The sequence below is a fragment of the Bordetella genomosp. 6 genome (assembly GCF_002119705.1).
Classification (GTDB): Bacteria; Pseudomonadota; Gammaproteobacteria; order Burkholderiales; family Burkholderiaceae_B; genus Bordetella; species Bordetella bronchiseptica_F.
This window is the reverse complement of record NZ_CP021107.1, coordinates 1008052-1030724: the sequence shown is the minus strand read 5'-3', so window position 1 is coordinate 1030724 and position 22673 is coordinate 1008052. Positions and strand designations below refer to the sequence as shown.

Sequence of the window (22673 nt, the reverse complement as noted above, 5' to 3'; positions counted from 1 at the left end):
CATCGCCCTTTTCCCATATCCCGCGCCCTGCTCGCCCGCGACGGCGGCGCCCCACCTGCCTGCTGACATGAAAATCGAAACCGCCCTGCTCTCGGTGTCCGACAAGACCGGCATCGTCGAATTCGCCCGCGCCCTGGCCGCCCGCGGCGTGCGCCTGCTGTCGACCGGAGGAACCGCCCGCCTGCTCTCCGAAGCCGGCCTGGCCGTCACCGAGGTCGCCCAGCACACCGGTTCGCCGGAAATCCTGGAAGGCCGCGTCAAGACGCTGCATCCCAAGATCCACGGCGGCCTGCTGGCGCGGCGCGACAGCGCCGAGCACATGGATACGATCGCCGCCTGCGGCATCGATCGCATCGACATGCTGGTGGTCAACCTGTATCCGTTTCGCGAAACCGTGGCCAAGCCCGACTGCACCTTCGCCGACGCCATCGAGAACATCGACATCGGCGGTCCGGCCATGCTGCGCGCCGCCGCCAAGAACCACGGCACCGACGCCGGCGGGGTGACGGTCGTGATCGATCCGGCCGACTACTCGCGCGTGCTGGCCGAGATGGACCAGTGCGGCAGCACCTCGTACGCGCTGCGCCTGCAGCTGGCGGCCAAGGTCTACAGCCACACCGCCGCGTACGACGGCGCCATCGCCGCCTACCTGACCAGCCTGGCCGAAGCCGCGCCGGCCCAGGACGCGGTGCCCGCGCGCAACGAATGGCCCGGCACCCTGACCATCCAGGTGCGCCAGGAGCAGGCACTGCGCTACGGCGAGAATCCGCACCAGACCGCCGCGTTCTACGTCGACGCGCAGCGTCCGGCCGGCCTGCTGGGCAACTATCGCCAGCTGCAGGGCAAGGAGCTGTCGTACAACAACATCGCCGACGCGGACGCGGCCTGGGAATGCGTGCGCAGCTTCGACAGCACCGCCTGCGTCATCGTCAAGCACGCCAACCCGTGCGGCGTGGCGATCGGCGACAGCGCGCTGCACGCCTACCAGCAGGCGTTCAAGACCGACCCGACCTCGGCCTTCGGCGGCATCATCGCCTTCAACCGCCCGGTCGACGCCGCCACCGCCGAAGCGGTCAGCGGCCAGTTCCTGGAAGTGCTGCTGGCCCCCGCGTACGACGGCGCGGCGCTGGCCATCCTGGCGGCCAAGAAGAACGTGCGCGTGCTGGAAGTGCCGGCCGGCCCGGGCCAGAACGCCTTCGACGTCAAGCGCGTGGGCGGCGGCTGGCTGGTGCAGAGCCCGGACGCCTACAACGTGCCGCGCGACGCGCTGAAAGTGGTCAGCAAGCGCCAGCCCACCGAGCAGGAAATGAACGACCTGGCGTTCGCCTGGAAGGTCGCCAAATACGTCAAGTCCAACGCCATCGTGTTCGTGGGCGGCGGCATGACGCTGGGCGTGGGCGCCGGCCAGATGAGCCGCATCGACTCGGCCCGCATCGCCTCGATCAAGGCCGAGAACGCCGGCCTGACCCTGCGCGGTTCGGCGGTCGCCTCGGATGCCTTCTTCCCCTTCCGCGACGGCCTGGATGTGGTGGTGGCCGCGGGCGCGACCTGCGTCATCCAGCCCGGCGGCAGCGTGCGCGACGACGAAGTGATCGCGGCGGCGGACGAGCATGGCATCGCCATGGTCCTGACCGGCACGCGCCACTTCCGCCACTGATGCGCGTACTCGGCATCGACCCCGGCCTGCGCCGTACCGGCTTTGGCGTCATCGATGCCGAGGGCATGCGCCTGCGCTACGTCGCCAGCGGGACCATCGTGGTTCCGCCGGCGCTGTCGCTGCCCGAACGCCTGAAGGTCATCCTCGACAACCTGCGCGAAGTCGCGCGCGAGACGCGGCCCGACGTGGCCGCGCTGGAAATCGTCTTTCTCAACACCAACCCGGCCTCGACGCTGCTGCTGGGGCAGGCGCGCGGCGCGGCCCTGTGCGCGCTGGCCGACAGCGCGCTGGATGTGCACGAGTACACCGCGCTGCAGATCAAGAAGGCTGTCGTGGGCACCGGCCGCGCGGCCAAGGAACAGGTGCAGATGATGGTGCAGCGCCTGCTGTCGCTGGACGGCACGCCCGCGCCCGACTCGGCCGACGCCCTGGCCTGCGCCATTTGCCATGCCCACGTCGGCCCGCTGCACGACAGGCTGGACCGCCTGGGTACGGCCGCGCAACTGGGCAGCCGCCCGCGCCTGCGCAACGGCCGCCTGGTGAGCTGAACGCGTCGCGGCGGCGCTGCGTATAGAATGCGGGCAAACGCCGCCGCCGTGGCGGCGCCCTCATCCTGGCCTGTCACCCCATGATCGGACGCATTACCGGAACCCTCATCGAGAAGTCGCCTCCCGTCGTCTGTGTCGACGTCAACGGCGTGGGCTATGAAATCGATGTCCCCATGAGCACCCTGTACGCGCTGCCCGAGACCGGCGCGCGGGTCACCCTGTTCACCCACCTGGTGGTGCGCGAGGATGCGCAACTGCTGTACGGGTTTGGCAGCAGCGCAGAGCGCAGCACGTTCCGCGAACTGATCAAGGTGACGGGCATCGGCGCGCGCACCGCGCTGGCGGTCCTGTCGGGGCTTTCGGTGGCCGAGCTGTCGCAGGCCATCACGCTGCAGGAAACCGGGCGTCTCACGCGCGTGCCGGGCATCGGCAAGAAGACCGCGGAGCGCCTGCTGCTGGAGATGCGCGGCAAGCTGGGCGCGGACATCGGCGCCACCCCGCACGCGGCCAGCGGTCACCAGAGCGATATCCTCAACGCGCTGCTGGCGCTGGGCTACTCCGACAAGGAATCCCAGGCGGCGCTCAAGAAGCTGCCCGAGGGAGTGGAGGTGTCGGAAGGCATCCGCCTGGCGCTCAAGGCGCTGGTCCGCTAGGGCCGGCGGGCAGCGCCCCTAGCGCCGCGCCAGGTAGGCCGGCGCGACCGCCTCCAGCGCGGCGGGCGGCGCGGCCAGCCCCGAGGACGCCGCGCCGCTGGCCACGTTGTCGCGTGTCAGCGAATCGAGATTGTCGCGCGAGACCAGCGGGTCGCCCGGCAGGCACTCGAACAACAGCGCCTGGATCCGGCCCAACGCCATGGGCATTTCGCATACCGGCCGCGGATGGCCGCTCCAGAGCGCGCACAAGCGCACGATTTCACCCAGGGTGTAGACCTGCGGGCCGCACAGTTCGTAGATCTTGCCGGCCGTATGGCCGTTGGCCAGCGCCGCCATCATGGCGTCGGCCACGTCGCCTACATAGACCGGCTGCATGCGCGAACGCGCGCCGGCCAGCGGCAGGACGGGAAACAGCCGCGCCAGCCGCGCGAACATCCGGGTGAAGTTGTCGTCGGGGCCGAACACCACCGACGGCCGGAACAGCGTCCAGCCGCCCGTGGCGCCGAACACGCGCTGGATGGCGGCCTCGCCGTCGCCCTTGGAGCGCAGGTACATGCTGGGGCCGCCGCTATCGGCGCCCAGCGCGCTGACGTGCAGCATGCGCGCCACGCCGTTGCGCACGCAGGCCTGGGCAATGCGCTCCGGCAGCAGCACGTGCGCGCGGGCGAAGCCGGCGCCGTAGGGACGGCCGCGGCCGCCATGCAGCACGCCCACCAGGTTGACGACCGCGTCGCACCGGTGCATGAGCCGGTCCAGCTCGGCGTCGTCGTGCACGTCCGCTTCGATCAGGGTGACCGTGGGCAGCACCTGCAGGTCCCGCCCCTTGTTGTAGCGGCGCGTCGGCACCAGGACCTTGTGCTCCTGCGCGGCCAGGCGCGCAACCAGATGACGGCCGATGAAGCCGGTTCCGCCGATGACAAGGATACGCATCGCGCAGCCCCCTGTTGCATCATTGTCGACCGGCCCATTCTGCCCTGCCCCGGTCGCGCCCGCAAGGGCGCGCCCTCAGTCGGCCAGCAGGCGCGCGTAGGCCGGCAGGTCGACGTTGCCGCCGCTGATGATGACGCCGACGCGCTTGCCGGCCGCCGCGGGGACGCGTTTGCGCAACGCGGCGGTGGCGGCCAGGCAGCCGGTGGGCTCGACCACCATTTTCATGCGCTCGGCGAAGAACCGCATGCTTTGCACCAGTTCGGCATCGCTGACGGTCAGGATGTCCGCCACATGCTGCCGGATGACGGCGAAAGTCAGCAGGCCGAGGTGTGTCGTGACCGCACCGTCGGCAATCGACTTGGGCGCGGCGATGGTGACGATCTCGCCCTTGCGCAAGGATTGCTGGCCGTCGTTGCCGGCCTCGGGCTCGACGCCGTAGACGCGGCAGGCCGGGCTGAGGGCCCGCGCCGCCAGGGCCGAGCCCGACAGCAGGCCGCCCCCGCCCAGGCAGACGAACAGGTAATCGAGCTCGCCGACCTCGTCGAACAGCTCCTTGGCCGCGGTCCCCTGCCCGGCGATCACGTCGGCGTGGTCGTAGGGCGGGATCAGCGTGGCGCCGGTTTCTGCCTGCAGCCGGCGCGCGATGGCCTCGCGATCCTCGCTGTAGCGGTCGTAGGTGACGATCCGGCCACCGTAGCCCTCGGTGGCCGCGCGCTTGGCCGCCGGCGCGTCCCGCGGCATGATGATGGTGGCCTGCACGCCCTGCAGGCGCGAGGCCAGGGCGATGGCCTGGGCGTGGTTGCCCGACGAAAATGTCACCACGCCGGCGCGACGCTGCTCGGGCGTCAGGCGGGCGATGGCGTTGTAGCCGCCGCGGAACTTGAACGCCCCCATGCGCTGGAAGTTCTCGCACTTGAAAAAGACCTGCGCGCCGGCGATGGCGTCGGCGGTGGCCGAGGTCAGCACGGGGGTGCGATGCGCCACGCCAGCCAGCGTGGCGGCGGCCTGTTCGACATCGGCATAGGTGGGCAATTGGGGCTGCATGGGGAATCCTCGATGGGCGGACTGCGATTGCCGCATCATATCGCTATCGCCGCCGCCCAGCGGGCGCAAGGCTTGCCCGGGTGGTGTACGATGCCTTTCGCGTACGCCCAGATCCAAAGTTATGGCCATTCAGTCCGATTCGCTCTCCTCCCTGCCCGATTCTCCCCGCATCGTCGCGCCCCAACCGGTGTCGCCCAACGAGGAGTCGATCGAACGCGCCCTGCGGCCCAGGGCGCTGGAAGAATACGTCGGCCAGCAGCGCGCCCGCGAACAGCTGGAGATCTTCATCGCCGCCGCGCGCAAGCGCGGCGAGGCGCTCGACCATGTCCTGCTGTTCGGCCCGCCGGGCCTGGGCAAGACCACCCTGGCGCACATCATCGCGCACGAAATGGGCGTGCAGTTGCGCCAGACCTCCGGCCCCGTGCTGGAGCGCCCGGGCGACCTGGCGGCGCTGCTGACCAACCTGGAACGCAACGACGTCCTGTTCATCGACGAGATCCACCGCCTGTCGCCGGTGGTCGAGGAAATCCTCTATCCCGCGCTGGAAGACTTCCAGATCGACATCCTGATCGGCGAGGGCCCGGCCGCGCGCAGCGTCAAGCTGGACCTGCAGCCCTTCACGCTGGTGGGCGCCACCACCCGCGCCGGCATGCTGACCAATCCGCTGCGCGACCGCTTCGGCATCGTGTCGCGCCTGGAGTTCTACAACACCGACGAACTGGCCCGCATCGTCACGCGCAGCGCCGGCCTGCTCAACGCCGAAATCACCACCGACGGCGCGCACGAAGTGGCGCGCCGCTCGCGCGGCACGCCACGCATCGCCAACCGCCTGCTGCGGCGCGTACGCGACTATGCGCAGGTCAAGGCACACGGCGTGATCGACCAGGACGCGGCGGGCCGCGCGCTGGCCATGCTGGACGTGGACCCGCAAGGCCTGGACGTCATGGACCGCAAGCTGCTCGAAGCCATCGTGCACAAGTTCGACGGCGGCCCGGTCGGCGTGGACAGCCTGGCGGCGGCGATCGGCGAAGAGCGCGACACCATCGAAGACGTCATCGAGCCCTATCTGATCCAGCACGGCTACCTGCAGCGCACGCCGCGCGGCCGCACCGCCACGCTGACGACCTGGCGCCACCTGGGGCTGAGCCCGCCGGCCGCGGCGGGCGGCGGCACGGGCGAGCTGTTCAGCAAGTAGGCGCCGCTACGGGCGCTGCACGCAGCGCAGGATTTCCTCGCCGTAGGCTTGCAGCTTGCGCGCCCCCACGCCGCTGATGTGGCTGAGATCGTCCAGCGACTCCGGCCGGGCCAGCGCGATCTCGCGCAGGGTGGCGTCGTGGAAGATCACATAGGCCGGCACCCCGTTGCTCTTGGCCACCTCGCCGCGCCAGCTGCGCAGCGATTCGAACACCGGCTTGGCCTCGGCCGGCAGGTCGATGGGATCGGGCCGCGCGCGGGCGCCCGCGCGCGAGCCGCGCGGCTTTTTCTCGGCCTCGCGGCGCAGCATGAGCTGATGTTCGCCCTTGAGCACGGCGCGGCTGCCCTCGGTCAGCGCCAGGGTGCCGAAACCTTCGTGGTCGACCGCCAGCAGGCCCTGGGCCAGCAACTGGCGCAGCACGCCGCGCCAGGCATTCTCGGACAGATCGGCACCCACCCCGAATACGCTCAGGGTTTCGTGGCCGTGCTGGCGCGTGCGGTCGGTGCTCTTGCCGCGCAGGATATCGATGATGTGGCCGGCGCCGTAGCGCTGGCCGCGCTCCTTCCACAGGCGGTAGACGGCCGACAGCACTTTCTGCGCGGCGACCGTGCCGTCCCAGGCCTGCGGCGGCTCGAGGCAGACGTCGCAGTTGCCGCAGGCCGTGATGGTCTGCCCGAAGTAGGCCAGCAGGCGCACGCGCCGGCATTCGACCGTTTCGCACAGGCCCAGCATGGCGTCGAGCTGCTGGCCGAGCCGGCGCCGGTAGGCGTCGTCGCCCGGCGACTCGTCGATCATGCGGCGCTGCTGCACCACGTCCTGCAGGCCATAGGCCAGCCAGGCCGAGGCCGGCAGGCCGTCGCGGCCGGCCCGGCCGGTTTCCTGGTAGTAGCCTTCGACCGACTTGGGCAGGTCGATATGCGCCACGAAACGCACGTCGGGCTTGTCGATGCCCATGCCGAAGGCGATGGTGGCCACCATGACGATGCCGTCCTCGCGCAGGAAGCGCGCCTGGTTGGCGGCGCGCACCGCCGGGCTCAGGCCGGCGTGGTAGGGCAAGGCGTTGACGCCATTGGCGCACAGGAAATCGGCGGTCTCCTCGACGCGGGCGCGCGACAGGCCGTACACCACGCCCGATTCGCCTTCGTGCTCGCTGCGGATGAGATCCAGCAGCTGGCGCCGCACTTCGTTCTTCTCGACGATGCGGTAGCGGATATTGGGACGGTCGAAGCTGGCCACGAAGTGGCGGGCCTCGTCCAGGGCCAGGCGCTGTGCGATCTCGCTGCGCGTGGCCGCGGTGGCGGTGGCGGTCAGCGCGATGCGCGGCACCTCCGGCCAGCGCTCGTGCAGCATCGACAGCCCGAGGTATTCGGGGCGGAAATCATGCCCCCATTGCGACACGCAGTGCGCCTCGTCGATGGCGAACAGGGCGATGCGCCCGCGCTCGAGCAATTGCAGGCAGCGGTCGGTCAGCAGGCGTTCCGGCGCCACGTAGAGCAGGTCCAGCTCGCCGGCCAGGAATGCCTGCTCGACTTCGCGCGCCACGCGCCAATCCTGGGTGGAATTGAGAAACGCGGCCCGCACCCCCAGCTCGGTCAGGGCGTCGACCTGGTCCTGCATCAGGGCGATCAGGGGCGAAACCACGATGCCGGTGCCTTCGCGCACCAGCGCGGGCACCTGGTAGCACAGCGACTTGCCGCCGCCGGTAGGCATCAGCACCAGCGCGTCGCCGCCGCCGATGACGTGCTCGACGATGGCTTGCTGGTCGCCGCGGAAGGATTCGTAACCGAAAACGCGCGCAAGCACGCCCAGGGCGCGCGGGTCAGACATGGGTAGCAGGCAGATGCATCATGGCGGGGATTTTAAGCCCCAGCGCCGGCCTGTCCTAATCGCCCCGGCGGCCGGCTAGAAACCCAGCCAGCGCCCGCGCATGAAGGCGTCCACCGGCATGCTGATATTGGCCCGCATTTCGTAGTCGCCGGAAATGACGTCGCGGTCCGCGCCCACCGCGAACTTCACGCTGGGCGCCAGCAGCATGCTGTGCTGCAGGCCGAAGCGCCGTTCGGTGACGCTGTCCGAGCCCAGGCCGCTGGCCTGGTAGGTGCCGCTCAGCGTGCCCCACCCGCTGATCGGCACGCCGGCCGACAGCGTATTGCGCATCTGCCGATGGGCGATGCCGCCGTCCTGGAAGCTGGCCAGGTCGCCGAACCCGGCGCCCACCTCCTCGGTCGCCACGCCCAGCGTGACCGCGTCGTCGGCCAGGTTGACGTTGTAGCCGAACCGGTAGCGCCAGGCGTTGACCGCGTCGAAGGTGCTCTGGGTGGCGCCGACCTGGAAGGTGCCCAGCTCGCCCGCCGCGTAGGTGGTGCCCACGCCGCGCGTGGTGAGCGAGGGCGCCGACTGCATCTGCCCTTCCAGCGTCAGGCTCGGAGTCAGCCCATAGCGGACCATGCCGCTGCCCGCCGAGGCGCCGTAGTCGACCGCGCCCGAGGTGGCGGCCGGATCCATGTTGTTCAGGCGCCCGAACACCGACGAGTATCCCAACTGCCCCTCGGGCAGCAGCCCGCCGGGCGCGAGCCGGTCGCTGAGCTGCACGCCGCCGATCGGCGCCGTGCTGCCCCAGCCCGGCGCCTTGGAAACGAGGTTGCCCATGGCCAGCGAGGGGCCGGTCACGGGCCGGTAGACCCAGCTACGGTCGCCATAGCTGACGGTGGGCACGGCGCTGACGGAGGAAAACCAGGGCCTGCGCGGCTGGGCCACGCCGGTCATGAGGTAGACCGAGCGGTTGCCCGTCAGGTCGTCGGTTTCGAGGCCGAAGGCGTAGTTCGGCTCGGCGGGAGGCACATCGGGGAACAAGTCCTCGCAGCCCGGCGGCATGCTGGCGGGTACGTCGGCGTCGGCAGCCGGCAGCGGCACGGCGGGCTCGTGTCCGACGGCCGGCGCGGCCGCGTGCACCGAGGCGTCGGCACCGGTCTCCGCCGGCAGCATGCGGCAGGGTTCGGGAATGGCGCGCTCCTGCAGCACCGGCGCCGGCGCGACCGGCCGGGAGCTGGCCGGCGCCAGCACGGAGATGCCGTAGCGGGCGACGTCGTCGGCCGCGCGCGCATAGGCCCGCCCGGCGGGCCGGGGGGCCGTCGCCTCGGACGGGGTGGTGTCGGTCGCGGCGGGCTCGGGACCGGCCTGAAGGCCTGCGGGGGCCCTGGATATATCCGGCTGGTCGGGCATGGCGCAGGCCGCCAGCGCCATGTTGCCGGCCAGGGCAGCGGCCACCGCCACGCGCGAGACGCCCCTGTGTTCACGTTCGCAGGCAAGCATCACGCGAACCAGTGTAGAAATTCCCGAGCGAGGCATCTGTAAACTTTCTTGATAAATCGGCACGGGAACTGACCCGGCGCGGCGGCCAATGGGCCTTATTCTACGTCCGCGCCCGCCGGCTTCGCCGGCGCTGTCCGTTTCAGTCGATTTCCCGCCCCTTGCGGCGCCCGAGGCACCGCGTCACTATGCGAACATGGACAATCCTCATACCAAGCTGCTGGTCGTCGACGACGATCCCGCCTTGCGGCAACTGCTGGCCGACTACCTCAACCGGCACGGCTACGACACCCTGCTGGCGCCCGACGCCAGCGACCTCGCCGCGCGCATCACGCGCTACGCCCCCGACCTGCTCGTCCTGGACCGCATGCTGCCGGGCGGCGACGGCGCCGATGCCTGCCGCCGCCTGCGCGACCAGGGCGAAGACATCCCCGTCATCCTGCTGACCGCGCGCGACGAAGCCGTGGACCGCATCATCGGCCTGGAAGCCGGCGCCGACGACTACCTCGGCAAGCCCTTCGATCCGCGCGAGCTGCTGGCGCGCATCGAGGCCGTGCTGCGGCGCAAGCGCGGTCCCTCGGCCCTGACCAAGGACGCCCCGGTCAGTTTCGGCCCCTTCGTCTTCGATCCTGCCACGCGGCAATTGCTGCGCGATGACACGCCGGTCAAGCTGACCGGCGGCGAAATCAACCTGCTCGAAGCGCTGGTGCGCAATGCCGGCAAGCCGTTGTCGCGCGAACGCCTGCTGGCGCTGGCGCGCGACGACGACGGCGGCGAACGCAACGACCGCGCCATCGATATCGCCATCCTGCGGCTGCGGCGCGCCATCGAGGAAGACCCGAAGCAGCCGCGCTGGATCCAGACCGTGTGGGGCATCGGCTACCGGTTTTCGCCCTGATGAAACTGCCCCGCCTGCCGGCGCCGCGCTCGCTGCGCATGCGCCTGATCCTGCTGGTGCTGGGTTCGGTCCTGCTGGCGCAGGCCGCCACGCTGGCCACGGTGTCCTATTTCCGGCACAAGTTCATGGAAGACGTGGCGATCGACTACATCGCCACCACCATCCGCACCTTGCGCGCCTCGCTGTCGCAGGTGCCGACCGACGAGCGCGCGGAGTTCGTGCGCCAGGCCTCCGGCAACCAGTGGCGGCTCTGGTCGCGCTCGCTGCCGGCCGACGCGCGGCTGCAGCGCTGGCATCGCGGCCCCCTGGAAGACGAGGCCGAGCGCGAGCGGATGCGGCGCGAGTACGAACGCCGCCACCCGCCGCCCGACGACATCCGGCGCGACCTGCGCGGCCTGGTCAGCGAACTCAACGAACGCCTCAGCGACGGCACGCGCGTGGCGCTGTCGCGCGGCCCGCGACCGGAAATCTTCATCTCGCTGGCGCCCAGCCCCTCGCCCGACGACGCACCGCCGCTGCGCGAATGGCTGGTGATCCCGCTCGAACGCCTGGACCCGCCCGTCGCCACCCCGTTGATCGCATTCTGGGTCGGCGGCATCGGGCTGGTCCTGCTGCTGGCCGCCTGGTTTTCGTGGCACATCACGCGGCCGCTCACGCGCCTGGCCGATGCCGCGGACCAGCTGGCCGCCGGCCAGCCCCAGCGCGTCGAGCCCTCGGGGCCGCACGAGACACGCGTGCTGGGCGAGCGCTTCAACGCCATGCTGGACGCGCTGGCCGAGTCCGACTCGGTGCGGCGCACGCTGCTGTCAGGACTGCCGCACGACCTGAAAGGGCCGTTGTCGCGCATGTGGCTGCGCATCGAGATGGCCGACGACCCGGCGCTCAAGGAAGGCTTGCGCAAGGACCTGCAGGACATGCAGCACATGGTCGACCAGTTCATCGGCTTCGTGCGCGGCACCGACCCGGCCGCCTACCGCTATGCGCCGCTGGCGCTGGGCGAATGGCTGGCCGAGCGCACAGGCGCATGGCAGGGCGCGGGCACCGACATCCGCCTGCAGGCGCCCGACCATGGCGCGCTGGGCATACAGGGGGACGCGGTGGCGCTGGGCCGCCTGCTGGACAACCTGATCGGCAACGCCCTGCACCATGGCGCGCCCCCGGTCGAGGTCAGCCTGCGGCGCGAGGCGGACATGGCGGTGCTGGAAGTGTCGGACCACGGACCCGGCATCGCACCCGAGCGGCGCACCGAGGCGCTGCGGCCCTTCGCGCGGCTGGACGACGCGCGTACGCGCACCGGCAACGTCGGCCTGGGCCTGGCGCTGGCCGAGGCCATCGCGCGCGCCCACGGCGGCGAGCTGGAATTGCGCCAGGCCCCCTCGGGCGGCCTGCTGGTGCGCATTACCTTGCCGCTCGCGGCCGGCTGAACCCGCTCGCCGGCCGCGCCGTCAGGCGCCCGGCGGCGGCAAGAGCGGCACCGGCCGGCGTTCCTTGCCGAACACGGAACGGTACGCCAGGATGTTGAATACCAGCACCACGGGCACCCCGATCACGGTGCCGGCCAGCACCAGCCGCATCGAATCCAGCGCGCCGCTGCCGTCCCAGATGGTCATGTCGTCGAGGATCAGGTACGGGAAGAAGCTGTAGGCCAGGCCGCACAGCATCAGTACGAACAGCATCACGCACAGGACGAATGGCAGCCAGCTGAACCCGTCGGCCTTGCCCGGCAGCCGCGCCAGCAGCATCTCGGCCGCCACGAAGCCCAGCAGCATGAGGGCCCAGACCATGGCGGCCACGCCCAGGTGGGCCGTATTGCTCCATTTGTAGAAGATGCCGGCGTTGGCCAGCCCCAGCGTCACGGCGATGGCCACCATGCCGGCGGCGGTCCAGCGGATCGAGTGCCGCGCCCAGCCGGCGGCGCGCCGCTGCAGTTCGCCATCGACCCGCATGACCAGCCAGCACGCGCCCAGCAGCGCATACGCCGCCATGGCGCACAGCCCGACGAAGAAGGCGAACCAGCCGTAGCCGGCGTCGGCCTGGTAGTCGGTGGCGATGCGCCCCAACACCATGCCCTGGCCCAGCGCGGTCAGGAGCGACCCCACCCAGAACCCGAAGATCCAGCGCGGCTTGATCTCGGTGCGGGCGCGGATGCGGAACTCGAACGACACGCTGCGCAGCACCATGCCCAGCGCCATCACGGTCAATGGCCCGAACAGCTTGCCCAGCACCACTCCCCAGGCGAACGGGAACGCCGAGACGAACAGCCCCAGCCCCAGCAGCGGCCAGAACTCGTTGGCATCGCGCCAGGGGCTGAGCAGGCCCATCATGCGGCCACGTTCTTCCGAGGGGGCCAGCTGCAGCAGCAGTCCGACGCCGATGTCGAATCCGTCGAGCACGATGCCGGCGGCCATCAGCAGCAGCAACAGTCCGACGAAGACCAGCGGCATCCAGAAGGAGGGGTCGTCGGGGCTCAGGCCCAGCGAGGCGGCCAGGGTCGCGATCATGAGGATCCTCCGGTCTTGCGCACGGGCACCACGCCATAGCGCGCGGCATGGAACAGCATGCCCACGAACGCGGCCAGCAGCACCGCGTACAGCGCGATATGGCCGGCCAGGCTGTAGAGCAGCGCGGGCGTGGTCACCGGCCCCAGCACTTCGGACTGGGTCACGGCGCGGTTGACGGCATACGGCTGCATGCCGGCCAGGTCGTAGCACCAGGTGGCCACGACCCCGAGCGCCCCGGCGAACATCAGCAGCGACAGCACCCGCAGCCACCAGCGCGGCAGGGCCGCCGGATCGAAGCCGCGCCGGCAGGTCAGCGCCAGGGTGGCGCACGAAGCCGCCAGCATCAGCAGGCCCAGCCCCAGCGCCAGCCGCAGGGACCAGAACGTGAACGCCACGGGCGGTTGCATGCCGGAGAACTTGTCCAGGCCCAGGTAGCCGGCCGTAGCGTCGCGGTGCAGCCAGCGTCCGCCCTCCCCGGCCAGCGAGACCGCGGCCAGGTTGGCCTGGGCGCGGGCGCTGGGCCAGCCGAATACCACCAGCTCGGGCTCGGCGCCGCTGTGCCAGAAGCCCGCCGCCGCGGCGGCCTTGGCCGGTTGCAGGCGCGCCGTGACCTCCCCCATGCCGGCGGCCACCGGCCCCAGCAGCAGCGATGCCAGCAGCGCGACCGCCAGACCGGCGCGAAAGGCGTGGCGCTCGCCGTCGTCCAGCGGGCGGCGCAGGGCCTGCATGGCGGTCACGCCCAGCATCAGGAACCCGGCCGTCAGGAAGGCGCCCAGCACGGTCAGGCCCATGCGCCAGCCGAACGACGGATTCAGGACCACCGCGCGCCAGTCATATACCTGGTAGCGGCCGTCGATCAGGACCGCGCCGTCAGGCGTCTGCAGCCAGGAGAACAGGGCCAGCACCCAGCCCACCGCCACCAGTTGCCCGATCGCCACCATCAGCACCGCCAGCGTATGGGCGGCGTCGGAGACCCGGCGCTGGCCAAACAGCATCACGCCCAGGAAGCACGACTTGACGATGAAGATGGACAGCACGCCGTAGCCCAGCAACGGGCCGGCCAGGTTGCCGATCTTGTCCATCAGGCCCGACCAGAGGCTGCCCAGCTGGATCAGCACCGGCACCGTGCAGGCCAGCGCCAGCACGAACGCCAGCGCGAAAATGCGTACCCAGAAGCGGTAGGCGGCCGTCCAGCCGGACTGCCCCGACCAGCGGGCGCGCAGCTTGAAGAACAGCAGCAGCCAGGCCAGCGCCAGCGATATCGCCAGGAACAGCGCCAGGAAGCCCAGACTTGCCGTGAACTGCGCGCGTGCCAGCAGGAGTGGAGGGATATTCATGATGGGCGGTAGTTTAGAGCCTGTTTCCGGCATGTGGGGGACAGCTTGCAACAGTGTTTCCGCGCGAACGTGGCAAAATTGACTCTTTGTCGCTGCTTTTTCCTATTCTTTCAGAATGACCCACGCCCCGACGCCGCCCGCCGCCAGCAACTTTCTACGCCCGATCATCGAAGACGACCTGCAAGCGAACCGCTTCCAGGGCAAACTGTGGGCCGGCAAACCCGGCCCGGCCGCGGTGCAGGCGCAGGGGCAGCCCGACCCGGCGCGCATCCGCACCCGCTTTCCGCCGGAGCCCAACGGCTACCTGCACATCGGCCACGCCAAGAGCATCTGCGTGAACTTCGGGCTGGCGCGCGACTACGGCGGCGTCTGCCACCTGCGCTTCGACGACACCAACCCCGAGAAGGAAGAGCAGGAGTACGTCGACGCCATCATCGAGGCCGTGCATTGGCTGGGTTTCGATTGGCAGGCCGATGGCAATGACAACCTGTATTTCGCCAGCGACTACTTCGAATTCATGTACGACTTCGCCGAGGCGCTGGTGCAGGCTGGCCACGCCTACGTCGACGAGCAAAGCGCCGAAGAGATCCGCGCCAGCCGCGGTACGCTGACCGAGCCGGGCACCAACTCGCCGTGGCGCGACCGCCCGACCGACGAGTCGCTGCTGCGCCTGCGCGAAATGCGCGACGGCAAGCATCCCGACGGCAGCCTGGTGCTGCGCGCCCGGATCGACATGGCCTCGCCCAACATCAACCTGCGCGACCCGGTCATGTACCGCGTGCGCCATGCCACCCACCACCGCACCGGCAACGCATGGTGCATCTACCCGATGTACAGCTGGGCCCATCCGGTGGAAGACGCCCTGGAGGGCATCACCCACAGCATCTGCACGCTGGAGTTCGAAGACCAGCGGCCGTTCTACGACTGGATCCTGGCTCGCCTGGCCGAGCTGGGCAAGCTGGCGCGCCCGCTGCCGCACCAGTACGAGTTCGCCCGGCTGAACCTGACCTATGTGGTCACCAGCAAGCGCAAGCTGCTGCAACTGGTGCGCGAAGGCTACGTGGACGGCTGGGACGACCCGCGCATGCCGACGCTGTTCGGCCTGCGCCGGCGCGGCTACACCCCGTCCTCGATCCGGCTGTTCTGCGACCGCACCGCGGTGTCGAAGTCGGATTCGCGCATCGACTACAGCCTGCTCGAGCAGGCTGTGCGCGACGACCTCGACCCGGTGGCGCCGCGCTCGGTGGCGGTGCTGGACCCGCTCAAGCTGGTGATCACCAATTATCCGGAAGACCGGAGCGAGACCTGCTCGGCCCCGCGCAACCCGCACGATCCGCAGGCCGGCATGCGCGAATTCCCGTTCACGCGCGAGCTGTGGATCGAACAGGACGACTTCCGCGAAGAGCCGCCCAAGAAGTATTTCCGCCTGTTTCCCGGCAACACGGTACGGCTGAAGTACGGCTACGTGGTGCGCTGCACCGGCTTTACCAAGGACGAATCGGGCAAGGTCGTGGAAGTGCAGGCCGAATACCTGCCGGACACCAAGAGCGGCACGCCGGGCGCCGACAGCGTCAAGGTCAAGGGCAACATCACCTGGGTGAGCGCGGCCCACGCCGTACCGGCCCAGGTGCACCTGTACGACCGGCTGTTCGCCGACGCGCATCCCGATGGCGGCGACAAGGACTTCCTCGCCTGCCTGAACCCCAACTCCAAGCAGACCGTGCAGGCCTGGCTGGAACCGGGCACCGAGGCCGTCCCGGGCGCCACGTGGCAGTTCGAGCGGCTGGGCTATTTCACGGTCGACAGCAAGGATTCCCGTCCCGAGGCGCCGGTCCTGAACCGCATCGTGACGCTGCGCGACTCCTGGCAGGCGGCCTGACCGCGCGCCGGGACGCTCCACACGGCGCTGGCCGGGTTATCATGCCCGACAATCCGCTGTCGCCGGCCGCCCTCCCTCTCCGGGCCGGCGGCCGGCGCTTCCATTCCAATCCATGAACACTGAATCCCTCGCCCTGGACTTCAAGAGCGCCACGCTCTATGCCATTCGCGTGGTGCTGCACGACGCCGACACCACCCGCCTGCGCGCCGCGCTGGACAAGCGCATGGCCGACGCCGGCAGTTTCTTCGAGAACGAGCCGGTGGTCATCGATGCCACCCGCGTCGATGCGCCGGTGGACTGGCCCGCCCTGCTGCAGGCCCTGGCCGACCACAATCTGCCGCCCATCGGCGTGGTGGCCGAGGGCGCCAACCTGCAGGCCGCCCGCGCTGCCGGACTGGTGCCGGTCGAACTGTCGACCCCCGTGGCCCGCGCTCCCCAGGTGATCGACACGGCGCCGCCCAATGATGTGGCCACGCCGGTGCCGTCCGTGCCCGAGGCGAGCGCCGAGGCCGTGGCCAAGGCCGGCCCGCAAGAAGACGGCGCGGACGACGGGCAGGCCGATGAAGCGCCCGCGCCCAACCCCGAATCGGTGCCGACCCGCGCGGCGCGCGAAACCACCGAGGCCAACCGCCCTACCGCCACACCGCCGCAGTCGTCGTCGGCGCTGGTCATCACCAAGCCCTTGCGCTCGGGCCAGCGCGTCTATGCGCGCCACACGGACCTGATCGTGATCGGCATGGTCAGCCAGGGCGCCGAAGTCATCGCCGACGGCAATGTGCATGTGTACGGCCCGCTGCGCGGCAAGGCCATGGCCGGCGCGCGCGGCGACACCTCGGCGCGCATCTTCACCACGCAGCTCGATGCCGAACTGCTGGCCGTGGCCGGCGTGTACCGGGTGGTGGAAGACAAGCTGGACCGCGCCTTGCACAACCAGCCGGCCCTGGTGCGGCTGGACGGCGACACCTTGCGCATCGAGGCGCTGAAGGGTTGAAGCGACACCAGCAAACGGCACACGACTGCCTACATCTTGTAAGAAGCCTTCATACGCTTTTTGCTTTACGATAACGCGATTTGTACGCACATAAATAAGGGTTCGATCGTCATGACACGTATTGTTGTGGTGACCTCCGGCAAGGGCGGGGTAGGCAAGACCACCACCAGCGCCAGCTTTTCCGCTGGCCTCGCAATGCGAGGCCACAAGACCGCTGTCATCGACTTCGATGTCGGTTTGCGCAACCTGGACCTCATCATGGGGTGCGAGCGCCGCGTCGTATACGACTTCGTCAACGTGATCCAGGGCGAGGCCTCCCTCAAGCAGGCGCTCATCAAGGACAAGCAACTCGAGAACCTGTTCATCCTGCCCGCGTCGCAGACCCGCGACAAGGACGCGCTGACGCAGGAAGGCGTCGAGAAGGTGATCGACGAGCTCAAGGAAATGGGCTTCGACTACATCGTCTGCGACTCGCCAGCCGGCATCGAGGCGGGCGCGCTGATGGCCGCCTATTTCGCCGACGACGCGCTGGTCGTGACCAACCCCGAAGTATCGTCGGTGCGCGACTCCGACCGCATCCTGGGCATCCTGGCCGCCAAGTCGCGCCGCGCCGTGCAAGGCGACGAGCCGGTCAAGGAATACCTGCTGCTGACCCGCTACAACCCCAAGCGCGTCAACGACGGCGAAATGCTGTCGCTGAGCGACATCGAGGATATCCTGCGCATCAAGCTGATCGGCGTGATCCCGGAATCCGAAGCCGTGCTGCAGGCCTCCAACCAGGGCCTGCCCGCCATCCACCTCAAAGATACCGACGTCTCCGAAGCCTACAAGGACGTCGTGGCGCGCTTCCTGGGCGAAGAACGCTCGCTGCGCTTTACCGACTATGAAAAGCCTGGCTTGTTGAAGCGGCTGTTCGGGGGAAAGTAAGCAATGTCCTTCCTGTCGTTTCTGCTCGGTCAGAAGAAGTCCTCGGCCAGTGTCGCCAAGGAACGTCTGCAGATCATCCTGGCCCACGAGCGCGGCCGCGGCGACTCGCCGGACTACCTGCCCCAACTGCAGCAGGAGCTGGTTGCCGTCATTTCGAAGTATGTGAAGATCGACCCCGAGGACATCAAGGTCCATCTCGAACGCCAGGACACCCTGGAAGTGCTCGAGGTCAAGATCGAAATGCCGCAAAACTGAATACTCGGGTGCCTGTCCCCGCACGGGGGACAGGCACCCGCTGAATCTTGCTCCCCGCACGCGGGACAGGCGCCCGCTGAATCTCGTCCCCGCACGCGGGACAGGTGCCCGCTGGATCCACGCTGGCCGCCTCCCCGACGGCGCCTCGGCAGCCACAAAAAACCCGGCCGAAGCCGGGTTTCTCGTTCAGGCGCGGGCGCGGATCTACTTGCCGACCTGGTCGCCGATCACGCCGCCGATGGCGGCGCCGCCGACCGTGCCGAGAATGCCGCCGTTGGTGATCACGGCGCCCGCCACGCCACCCAGTGCGGCACCACCCACGGTGCTCTTCTGGCGGCGGCTCATGCTGTCCCAGGACGAGCAGCCGGCCATGGAAACGGCCAGCAAGGCGGCCATGCAGGCTTTGGAGAGGGTACCGATCTTCATAAAAAGCTCCTATTCTTGTGCCGGGATAGCGCACCAGCAGCGAAGCGAGCGCAACACGCACAAAGCGCGTCCCATGAAACTTAGAGCCTACAGAATCGCAAAATACTGCACCCGATGCTGTTAGGTTTGCCCAGGAATTGTGTCAATGGGTAGGCAATCCCGCCCGGATGCAGGCAGGTTGTTGCCGGAACGCGCGTTCATTTGACCAAACGTAACACGTCGCGAAACTTGGGATGTTCGCAAGTTTCCATCCATTCGAAAATCGCCATCTCGGTGGTGACGATTTCGGCGCCCGCGCCGCGCGCGCGGCGCAAGGCCGCATGGTGGTCGGCCGGCTTGCGCGAGCCGGCCGCGTCCGAGACCAGCAGGGCGCGGTAGCCCTCCTCGCGCAGGCCCAGCACGGTTTGCAGCACGCAGATGTGCGCTTCGCAGCCGGCCACGAGTATGGTCTTGCGGGCCGGCGGCAGCCAGGCGGTGAAACCGGGCTCGCGCGTGGCCGAGAAATGCATTTTCGGGAACCGGGCCTGGATCTGCGTGTCCAGCGGCGCCACCGTGACGCCCAGCATGCGGGCATGGTGTTCGGTGGCCACCACCGGCACATCCAGCAGGCGGGCCGCCTGCGCCAGCTTGTGCGCGGCGGCCAGCACGGCCTGGCCGTCGTGGATGGCGGGCATGAGACGGCCCTGCATGTCCACGATGAGCAGCGTGGCCTGGTTGGCTTGCAGCAATGCGGACATGCGGACCTCCCGTCGCGGCCTTACTTGAGGGCCTTGTAGCGCAGGCGCTTGGGCTTGGCGCCTTCCTCGCCCAAGCGTTGCTTCTTGTCGGCTTCGTACTCCTGGTAGTTGCCGTCGAAGAACACCACTTGCGAATCGCCTTCGAACGCCAGGATGTGGGTGGCGATCCGGTCCAGGAACCAGCGGTCGTGGCTGATCACCATGACGCTGCCCGGGAACTCGAGCAGCGCGTCTTCCAGCGCGCGCAGCGTTTCGACGTCCAGGTCGTTGGACGGTTCGTCCAGCAGCAGCACGTTGCCGCCGGCGATGAGGGTCTTGGCCAGGTGCAGGCGGCCGCGCTCGCCGCCGGACAATTGCCCGACGATCTTGTTCTGGTCGCCGCCCTTGAAGTTGAAGCGGCCCAGGTAGGCGCGCGAAGGCATTTCGAACTTGCCCACGGTCAGCAGGTCGGCGCCGTCGGCCACCGCGTCGAACACGGTCTTGCTGCCCTCGAGCGAATCGCGCGACTGGTCCACGTAGGCCAGCTTGACCGTCTGGCCCAGCTTCACCTCGCCCGAATCGGGCTGCTCGCGGCCGGCCAGCATGCGGAACAGCGTGGACTTGCCCGCGCCGTTGGGGCCGATGATGCCGACGATGGCGCCGGCCGGCACCTTGAAGCTGAGGTCGTCGATCAGCAGGCGGTCGCCATAGGCCTTGCTGACATTGTTGAACTCGATGACTTCATTGCCCAGGCGATCGCCCACCGGAATGAAGATTTCCTGGGTTTCGTTGCGCTTCTGGTACTCGTACGAGGACAGTTCCTCGAAACGCGCGATACGCGCCTTGGCCTTGGCCTGGCGGCCCTTGGGGTTCTGGCGCACCCACTCCAGTTCCTTCTTGATGGTTTTCTGGCGCGCGGACTCGGTGGCCTCTTCCTGCTTGAGGCGGTCTTCCTTCTGCTCCAGCCAGGAGCTGTAGTTGCCTTTCCAGGGAATGCCGTAGCCGCGGTCCAGTTCGAGGATCCACTCCGCCGCGTTGTCGAGGAAGTAGCGGTCGTGGGTCACGGCCACCACGGTGCCCGGGAATTTGTGCAGGAACTGCTCCAGCCATTCCACGCTTTCCGCGTCCAGGTGGTTGGTGGGCTCATCCAGCAGCAGCATGTCCGGCTTGGACAGCAGCAGGCGGCACAGCGCCACGCGGCGCTTTTCGCCCCCCGACAGGTTGCCCACCATCGCATCCCACGGCGGCAGGCGCAGGGCGTCGGCGGCGATTTCCATCTGGTGCTCGATATCGTCGGCGCCGCTGGACGCGGCGGCGGCGATGACGGCCTCCAACTCGGCCTGCTCGGCCGCCAGGGCGTCGAAATCCGCATCCGGCTCGGCGTAGGCCGCATAGACCTCGTCAAGGCGCTGCTTGGCGTTGAAGACGGCGCCCAGGCCCTCTTCCACCGATTGGCGCACCGTATGCGCGGGGTTGAGCTCGGGTTCCTGCGGCAGGTAGCCGATGTTCAGCCCCGGCATGGGGATGGCTTCGCCTTCGATTTCCTTGTCCACGCCGGCCATGATCTTGAGCAGCGTGGATTTCCCCGAGCCGTTCAGGCCCAGTACGCCGATCTTGGCGCCAGGAAAAAAGGAAAGGGAGATGTCGCGCAGGATCTGCCGCTTGGGCGGCACGATCTTGCCGACACGATTCATCGTGTAGACGTATTGGGCCATGGACTCAGGGTCGGAAAAAGACAGTGATATACCGGAACAAGCCTTGATTGTAGGCCGGAACCCGCCGGCCCATGGCGGGCCGCCCGCGGCGGCCTCAGGCGCGGCGCCGCGCAGGGCGCCACTGGGCCAGGCTGACGCCGGCCAGCGCCATCAGGCCGCCGGCGATGTGGTACAGGTGCGGCGTTTCGCCCAGGAAGGCGGCGGCGATCGCGACCGTGACGACCGGCATCAGGTTGAGGAAGATGCTGGCCCGGTTGGGCCCCAGGTAGCGCACCCCCTGCATCCACAGGAACGGCGCGAACAGCGACGGGAAGATGCCCGCATACAGGACCAGCGGGATGTTCTGCGCATTCAGGGGCGAGGCCGGCGCCAGCAGGAAGGCCGGCAACTGGAACACGATGCCGAACAGCACCTGCACGAACAGCGATTGCCACGGCCCGACCGACATCGGCCACTTGCGCAGCAGCACCCCGTAGAGCGCATACGCCAGCGCCGCCAGCCCCATCAGGGCGTCGCCGCGGCTGCCGCCCAGCGCCAGCAGGCGCAGCGGGTTGCCCTCGCCCAGCAGGATGCCCAGCCCCGCCAGCGAGACCACGGCGCCCAGGATGGCCGTGAGCGCCGGCCGTTCGCGCAGCATCAGCGAGCCGACCGCGACCGTCAGCAAGGGGACCATGGCGGTGATGATGCCCATGTTGGTGGCGGTGGTCGTGCCCGCCGCGACGTACATCAGGCCCTGGTACAAGGCCATGCCCAGGCCGCCCAGGACCGCCAGCCTGCCCAGGTTGGGCCGGATCTGCGGCCATTGCCGCAACACCCCGGGCAGGGCGAAGGGCGCCAGCAGCAGGCCGGCCAGCACCCAGCGGTAGAAACCGATGGAAGCCGGCGCGATCACGTCGGCCGCCATTTTGGTCACCACCATGTTGACCGACCAGATCGTCGTCGCCAGCAGGGGAAACGCCATGTGGCGCGGCTGCGGCTGGGCGGCGCCGGGCGGCGGGAGGCTACTGCGCATCGAAAATCCGGAATTGGGGAAACCCCGCGATGTTAGCGCAGGGCCGCCATGCGCCCGGCCGCGGAAAGCGCGACAATACGGGCTGCCTTTTGTTGTCCCACCAGGAATCACCATGTCCGCTTCCGCCCAGCCGCCCGCCTCGCTCACGCATTTCAGTCCCGCCGAACTGGACATGCTGGCCAAGACCGCCGACGCGCTCAGCGCCTATCTGGGCAAGCCGGTGCTGGCCGAAGTCGCGCTCGGCGACGAGGGCACCGAATGGGTCACGTTCGGGGTCGCGCTGGATACCGACGCCGACGAAACCGACGACGCCGCGCCGCATGTACAGATGGGCGGCGCCGGCGCGCGCCTGCTGGGCGGGCGCGGCGGCCTGCCCGACTCCGACACGGAAAGCTATGACTGCCTGTATCTGTGGGCGGTGCAGATTTCGCTCGTCGAGGGCGAGCGTTTCGTCAAGCTGGACCAGGACGGCGACGAATGCGCCTGGTCGGACCAGCTCACCGACGTGCTGCCGTTCGCGCTGAGCGAGGACGAGCTGCCGCCGGACGACGACGAGGACGACGAGGATGACGATGACGGCGCCGACGACGACGGCCCCGGCCACAATGGCGATACACACCGTCACTAAGCGGGCAGGAATCGGGCGGATTTTGCGGTAGTCTGGCTTCTGTCCGGGCGGC

21 protein-coding genes are annotated in these 22673 nt (G+C 69.1%); 11 read left to right on the top strand and 10 right to left on the bottom strand.

Going from position 1 to position 22673, the window contains the following annotated elements:
* Positions 1 to 67 precede the first annotated feature (67 nt).
* The 3 genes from purH (at position 68) to ruvA (ending at position 2858) form a co-directional block, all read left to right on the top strand.
* Positions 68 to 1657 (top strand): bifunctional phosphoribosylaminoimidazolecarboxamide formyltransferase/IMP cyclohydrolase, encoded by a 1590-nt coding sequence (gene purH / locus CAL11_RS04900; RefSeq protein WP_086092314.1) that lies wholly within the window; start codon positions 68 to 70, stop codon positions 1655 to 1657.
* Positions 1657 to 2205: a crossover junction endodeoxyribonuclease RuvC gene (ruvC, locus tag CAL11_RS04895; RefSeq protein ID WP_086092313.1), complete on the top strand. Its 549-nt coding sequence runs from the start codon at positions 1657 to 1659 to the stop codon at positions 2203 to 2205. Before purH ends, ruvC begins: the two co-directional genes overlap by 1 nt.
* Before the next feature lie 80 nt (positions 2206 to 2285).
* Positions 2286 to 2858 (top strand): Holliday junction branch migration protein RuvA, encoded by a 573-nt coding sequence (gene ruvA, locus CAL11_RS04890; protein ID WP_086092312.1) that lies wholly within the window; start codon positions 2286 to 2288, stop codon positions 2856 to 2858.
* An 18-nt stretch (positions 2859 to 2876) separates the two neighbouring features.
* Here the strand turns inward: ruvA and CAL11_RS04885 are convergent, their stop codons facing one another.
* Positions 2877 to 3788, bottom strand: coding sequence for a complex I NDUFA9 subunit family protein (locus CAL11_RS04885; RefSeq protein ID WP_086092311.1), 912 nt, complete (start codon positions 3786 to 3788; stop codon positions 2877 to 2879).
* 75 nt (positions 3789 to 3863) lie between these two features.
* Positions 3864 to 4832 (bottom strand): threo-3-hydroxy-L-aspartate ammonia-lyase, encoded by a 969-nt coding sequence (locus tag CAL11_RS04880; protein ID WP_068927828.1) that lies wholly within the window; start codon positions 4830 to 4832, stop codon positions 3864 to 3866.
* 121 nt (positions 4833 to 4953) lie between these two features.
* On the opposite strand from CAL11_RS04880, the gene ruvB reads away from it, so the two are divergent.
* Positions 4954 to 6027 carry a Holliday junction branch migration DNA helicase RuvB gene (ruvB, locus tag CAL11_RS04875; RefSeq protein ID WP_033461247.1) on the top strand — a complete coding sequence of 358 codons (1074 nt, stop codon included), beginning with the start codon at positions 4954 to 4956 and terminating at the stop codon, positions 6025 to 6027.
* A gap of 6 nt (positions 6028 to 6033) precedes the next feature.
* Here the strand turns inward: ruvB and recQ are convergent, their stop codons facing one another.
* Both recQ and CAL11_RS04865 read right to left on the bottom strand, forming a co-directional pair.
* Positions 6034 to 7854 (bottom strand): DNA helicase RecQ, encoded by a 1821-nt coding sequence (gene recQ / locus CAL11_RS04870; protein ID WP_033461249.1) that lies wholly within the window; start codon positions 7852 to 7854, stop codon positions 6034 to 6036.
* 75 nt (positions 7855 to 7929) lie between these two features.
* Positions 7930 to 9375, bottom strand: a complete 1446-nt coding sequence (locus tag CAL11_RS04865) for a fimbrial protein (RefSeq protein WP_086092310.1) — start codon at positions 9373 to 9375, stop codon at positions 7930 to 7932.
* A gap of 157 nt (positions 9376 to 9532) precedes the next feature.
* Between CAL11_RS04865 and CAL11_RS04860 the strand changes: the two genes are divergently transcribed.
* A complete protein-coding gene (locus CAL11_RS04860) occupies positions 9533 to 10234 on the top strand; it encodes a response regulator (protein ID WP_003814239.1) in 702 nt (233 codons plus the stop codon).
* Positions 10234 to 11658, top strand: coding sequence for a sensor histidine kinase (locus CAL11_RS04855; protein WP_033461258.1), 1425 nt, complete (start codon positions 10234 to 10236; stop codon positions 11656 to 11658). The genes CAL11_RS04860 and CAL11_RS04855 overlap by 1 nt, the downstream gene beginning before the upstream one ends.
* 21 nt (positions 11659 to 11679) lie before the next feature.
* Here CAL11_RS04855 and CAL11_RS04850 read toward each other — a convergent pair whose 3' ends face one another.
* Together CAL11_RS04850 and CAL11_RS04845 are read right to left on the bottom strand one after the other, a co-directional pair.
* Positions 11680 to 12735, bottom strand: coding sequence for a cytochrome d ubiquinol oxidase subunit II (locus CAL11_RS04850; protein WP_003814243.1), 1056 nt, complete (start codon positions 12733 to 12735; stop codon positions 11680 to 11682).
* Positions 12732 to 14072 (bottom strand): cytochrome ubiquinol oxidase subunit I, encoded by a 1341-nt coding sequence (locus tag CAL11_RS04845; protein WP_086092309.1) that lies wholly within the window; start codon positions 14070 to 14072, stop codon positions 12732 to 12734. Before CAL11_RS04845 ends, CAL11_RS04850 begins: the two co-directional genes overlap by 4 nt.
* Before the next feature lie 115 nt (positions 14073 to 14187).
* On the opposite strand from CAL11_RS04845, the gene CAL11_RS04840 reads away from it, so the two are divergent.
* The 4 genes from CAL11_RS04840 to minE all read left to right on the top strand — a co-directional run bounded on the left by CAL11_RS04840 (position 14188) and on the right by minE (position 18124).
* Positions 14188 to 15951: a glutamine--tRNA ligase/YqeY domain fusion protein gene (locus CAL11_RS04840; RefSeq protein ID WP_086092308.1), complete on the top strand. Its 1764-nt coding sequence runs from the start codon at positions 14188 to 14190 to the stop codon at positions 15949 to 15951.
* A 112-nt stretch (positions 15952 to 16063) separates the two neighbouring features.
* The gene (gene minC, locus CAL11_RS04835) at positions 16064 to 16942 is read left to right on the top strand and encodes a septum site-determining protein MinC (protein ID WP_033461263.1); all 879 of its coding nucleotides are present in this window, start codon (positions 16064 to 16066) and stop codon (positions 16940 to 16942) included.
* 111 nt (positions 16943 to 17053) lie between these two features.
* Positions 17054 to 17869, top strand: coding sequence for a septum site-determining protein MinD (minD, locus tag CAL11_RS04830; protein WP_003814250.1), 816 nt, complete (start codon positions 17054 to 17056; stop codon positions 17867 to 17869).
* A 3-nt stretch (positions 17870 to 17872) separates the two neighbouring features.
* Entirely contained in the window at positions 17873 to 18124 is a 252-nt protein-coding gene (minE, locus tag CAL11_RS04825; protein ID WP_003814252.1) for a cell division topological specificity factor MinE, read from the top strand.
* 204 nt (positions 18125 to 18328) lie between these two features.
* Here the strand turns inward: minE and CAL11_RS04820 are convergent, their stop codons facing one another.
* The 4 genes from CAL11_RS04820 to CAL11_RS04805 all read right to left on the bottom strand — a co-directional run bounded on the left by CAL11_RS04820 (position 18329) and on the right by CAL11_RS04805 (position 21993).
* Positions 18329 to 18550 (bottom strand): glycine zipper 2TM domain-containing protein, encoded by a 222-nt coding sequence (locus CAL11_RS04820; RefSeq protein WP_003814254.1) that lies wholly within the window; start codon positions 18548 to 18550, stop codon positions 18329 to 18331.
* Between the two features lie 197 nt (positions 18551 to 18747).
* Positions 18748 to 19287, bottom strand: a complete 540-nt coding sequence (locus CAL11_RS04815) for an isochorismatase family protein (RefSeq protein ID WP_033461265.1) — start codon at positions 19285 to 19287, stop codon at positions 18748 to 18750.
* A 20-nt stretch (positions 19288 to 19307) separates the two neighbouring features.
* On the bottom strand, positions 19308 to 20981 hold the full coding sequence (gene ettA / locus CAL11_RS04810) for an energy-dependent translational throttle protein EttA (RefSeq protein WP_068926993.1): 1674 nt from the start codon (positions 20979 to 20981) through the stop codon (positions 19308 to 19310).
* Positions 20982 to 21075: 94 nt separating this feature from the next.
* Complete coding sequence (locus CAL11_RS04805) at positions 21076 to 21993, bottom strand: DMT family transporter (RefSeq protein WP_086092307.1); 918 nt, start codon at positions 21991 to 21993, stop codon at positions 21076 to 21078.
* Between the two features lie 112 nt (positions 21994 to 22105).
* Here CAL11_RS04805 and CAL11_RS04800 point away from each other — a divergent pair, with 112 nt between their 5' ends.
* A complete protein-coding gene (locus CAL11_RS04800; protein ID WP_033461269.1) occupies positions 22106 to 22621 on the top strand; it encodes a hypothetical protein in 516 nt (171 codons plus the stop codon).
* Positions 22622 to 22673 lie beyond the last annotated feature (52 nt).

What these genes read in the sequence shown, in the direction of transcription:
- minC (WP_033461263.1), top strand. Translation starts at nt 16,064, where the DNA reads ATGAACACTGAATCCCTCGCCCTGGACTTCAAGAGCGCCACGCTCTAT.
- CAL11_RS04855 (WP_033461258.1), top strand. Translation starts at nt 10,234, where the DNA reads ATGAAACTGCCCCGCCTGCCGGCGCCGCGCTCGCTGCGCATGCGCCTG.
- CAL11_RS04800 (WP_033461269.1), top strand. Translation starts at nt 22,106, where the DNA reads ATGTCCGCTTCCGCCCAGCCGCCCGCCTCGCTCACGCATTTCAGTCCC.
- minE (WP_003814252.1), top strand. Translation starts at nt 17,873, where the DNA reads ATGTCCTTCCTGTCGTTTCTGCTCGGTCAGAAGAAGTCCTCGGCCAGT.
- ruvC (WP_086092313.1), top strand. Translation starts at nt 1,657, where the DNA reads ATGCGCGTACTCGGCATCGACCCCGGCCTGCGCCGTACCGGCTTTGGC.
- minD (WP_003814250.1), top strand. Translation starts at nt 17,054, where the DNA reads ATGACACGTATTGTTGTGGTGACCTCCGGCAAGGGCGGGGTAGGCAAG.
- recQ (WP_033461249.1), bottom strand. Translation starts at nt 7,854, where the DNA reads ATGTCTGACCCGCGCGCCCTGGGCGTGCTTGCGCGCGTTTTCGGTTAC.
- CAL11_RS04850 (WP_003814243.1), bottom strand. Translation starts at nt 12,735, where the DNA reads ATGATCGCGACCCTGGCCGCCTCGCTGGGCCTGAGCCCCGACGACCCC.
- CAL11_RS04885 (WP_086092311.1), bottom strand. Translation starts at nt 3,788, where the DNA reads ATGCGTATCCTTGTCATCGGCGGAACCGGCTTCATCGGCCGTCATCTG.
- CAL11_RS04840 (WP_086092308.1), top strand. Translation starts at nt 14,188, where the DNA reads ATGACCCACGCCCCGACGCCGCCCGCCGCCAGCAACTTTCTACGCCCG.
- ruvA (WP_086092312.1), top strand. Translation starts at nt 2,286, where the DNA reads ATGATCGGACGCATTACCGGAACCCTCATCGAGAAGTCGCCTCCCGTC.
- ruvB (WP_033461247.1), top strand. Translation starts at nt 4,954, where the DNA reads ATGGCCATTCAGTCCGATTCGCTCTCCTCCCTGCCCGATTCTCCCCGC.
- ettA (WP_068926993.1), bottom strand. Translation starts at nt 20,981, where the DNA reads ATGGCCCAATACGTCTACACGATGAATCGTGTCGGCAAGATCGTGCCG.
- CAL11_RS04865 (WP_086092310.1), bottom strand. Translation starts at nt 9,375, where the DNA reads ATGCCTCGCTCGGGAATTTCTACACTGGTTCGCGTGATGCTTGCCTGC.
- CAL11_RS04880 (WP_068927828.1), bottom strand. Translation starts at nt 4,832, where the DNA reads ATGCAGCCCCAATTGCCCACCTATGCCGATGTCGAACAGGCCGCCGCC.
- CAL11_RS04820 (WP_003814254.1), bottom strand. Translation starts at nt 18,550, where the DNA reads ATGAAGATCGGTACCCTCTCCAAAGCCTGCATGGCCGCCTTGCTGGCC.
- purH (WP_086092314.1), top strand. Translation starts at nt 68, where the DNA reads ATGAAAATCGAAACCGCCCTGCTCTCGGTGTCCGACAAGACCGGCATC.
- CAL11_RS04805 (WP_086092307.1), bottom strand. Translation starts at nt 21,993, where the DNA reads ATGCGCAGTAGCCTCCCGCCGCCCGGCGCCGCCCAGCCGCAGCCGCGC.
- CAL11_RS04845 (WP_086092309.1), bottom strand. Translation starts at nt 14,072, where the DNA reads ATGAATATCCCTCCACTCCTGCTGGCACGCGCGCAGTTCACGGCAAGT.
- CAL11_RS04815 (WP_033461265.1), bottom strand. Translation starts at nt 19,287, where the DNA reads ATGTCCGCATTGCTGCAAGCCAACCAGGCCACGCTGCTCATCGTGGAC.
- CAL11_RS04860 (WP_003814239.1), top strand. Translation starts at nt 9,533, where the DNA reads ATGGACAATCCTCATACCAAGCTGCTGGTCGTCGACGACGATCCCGCC.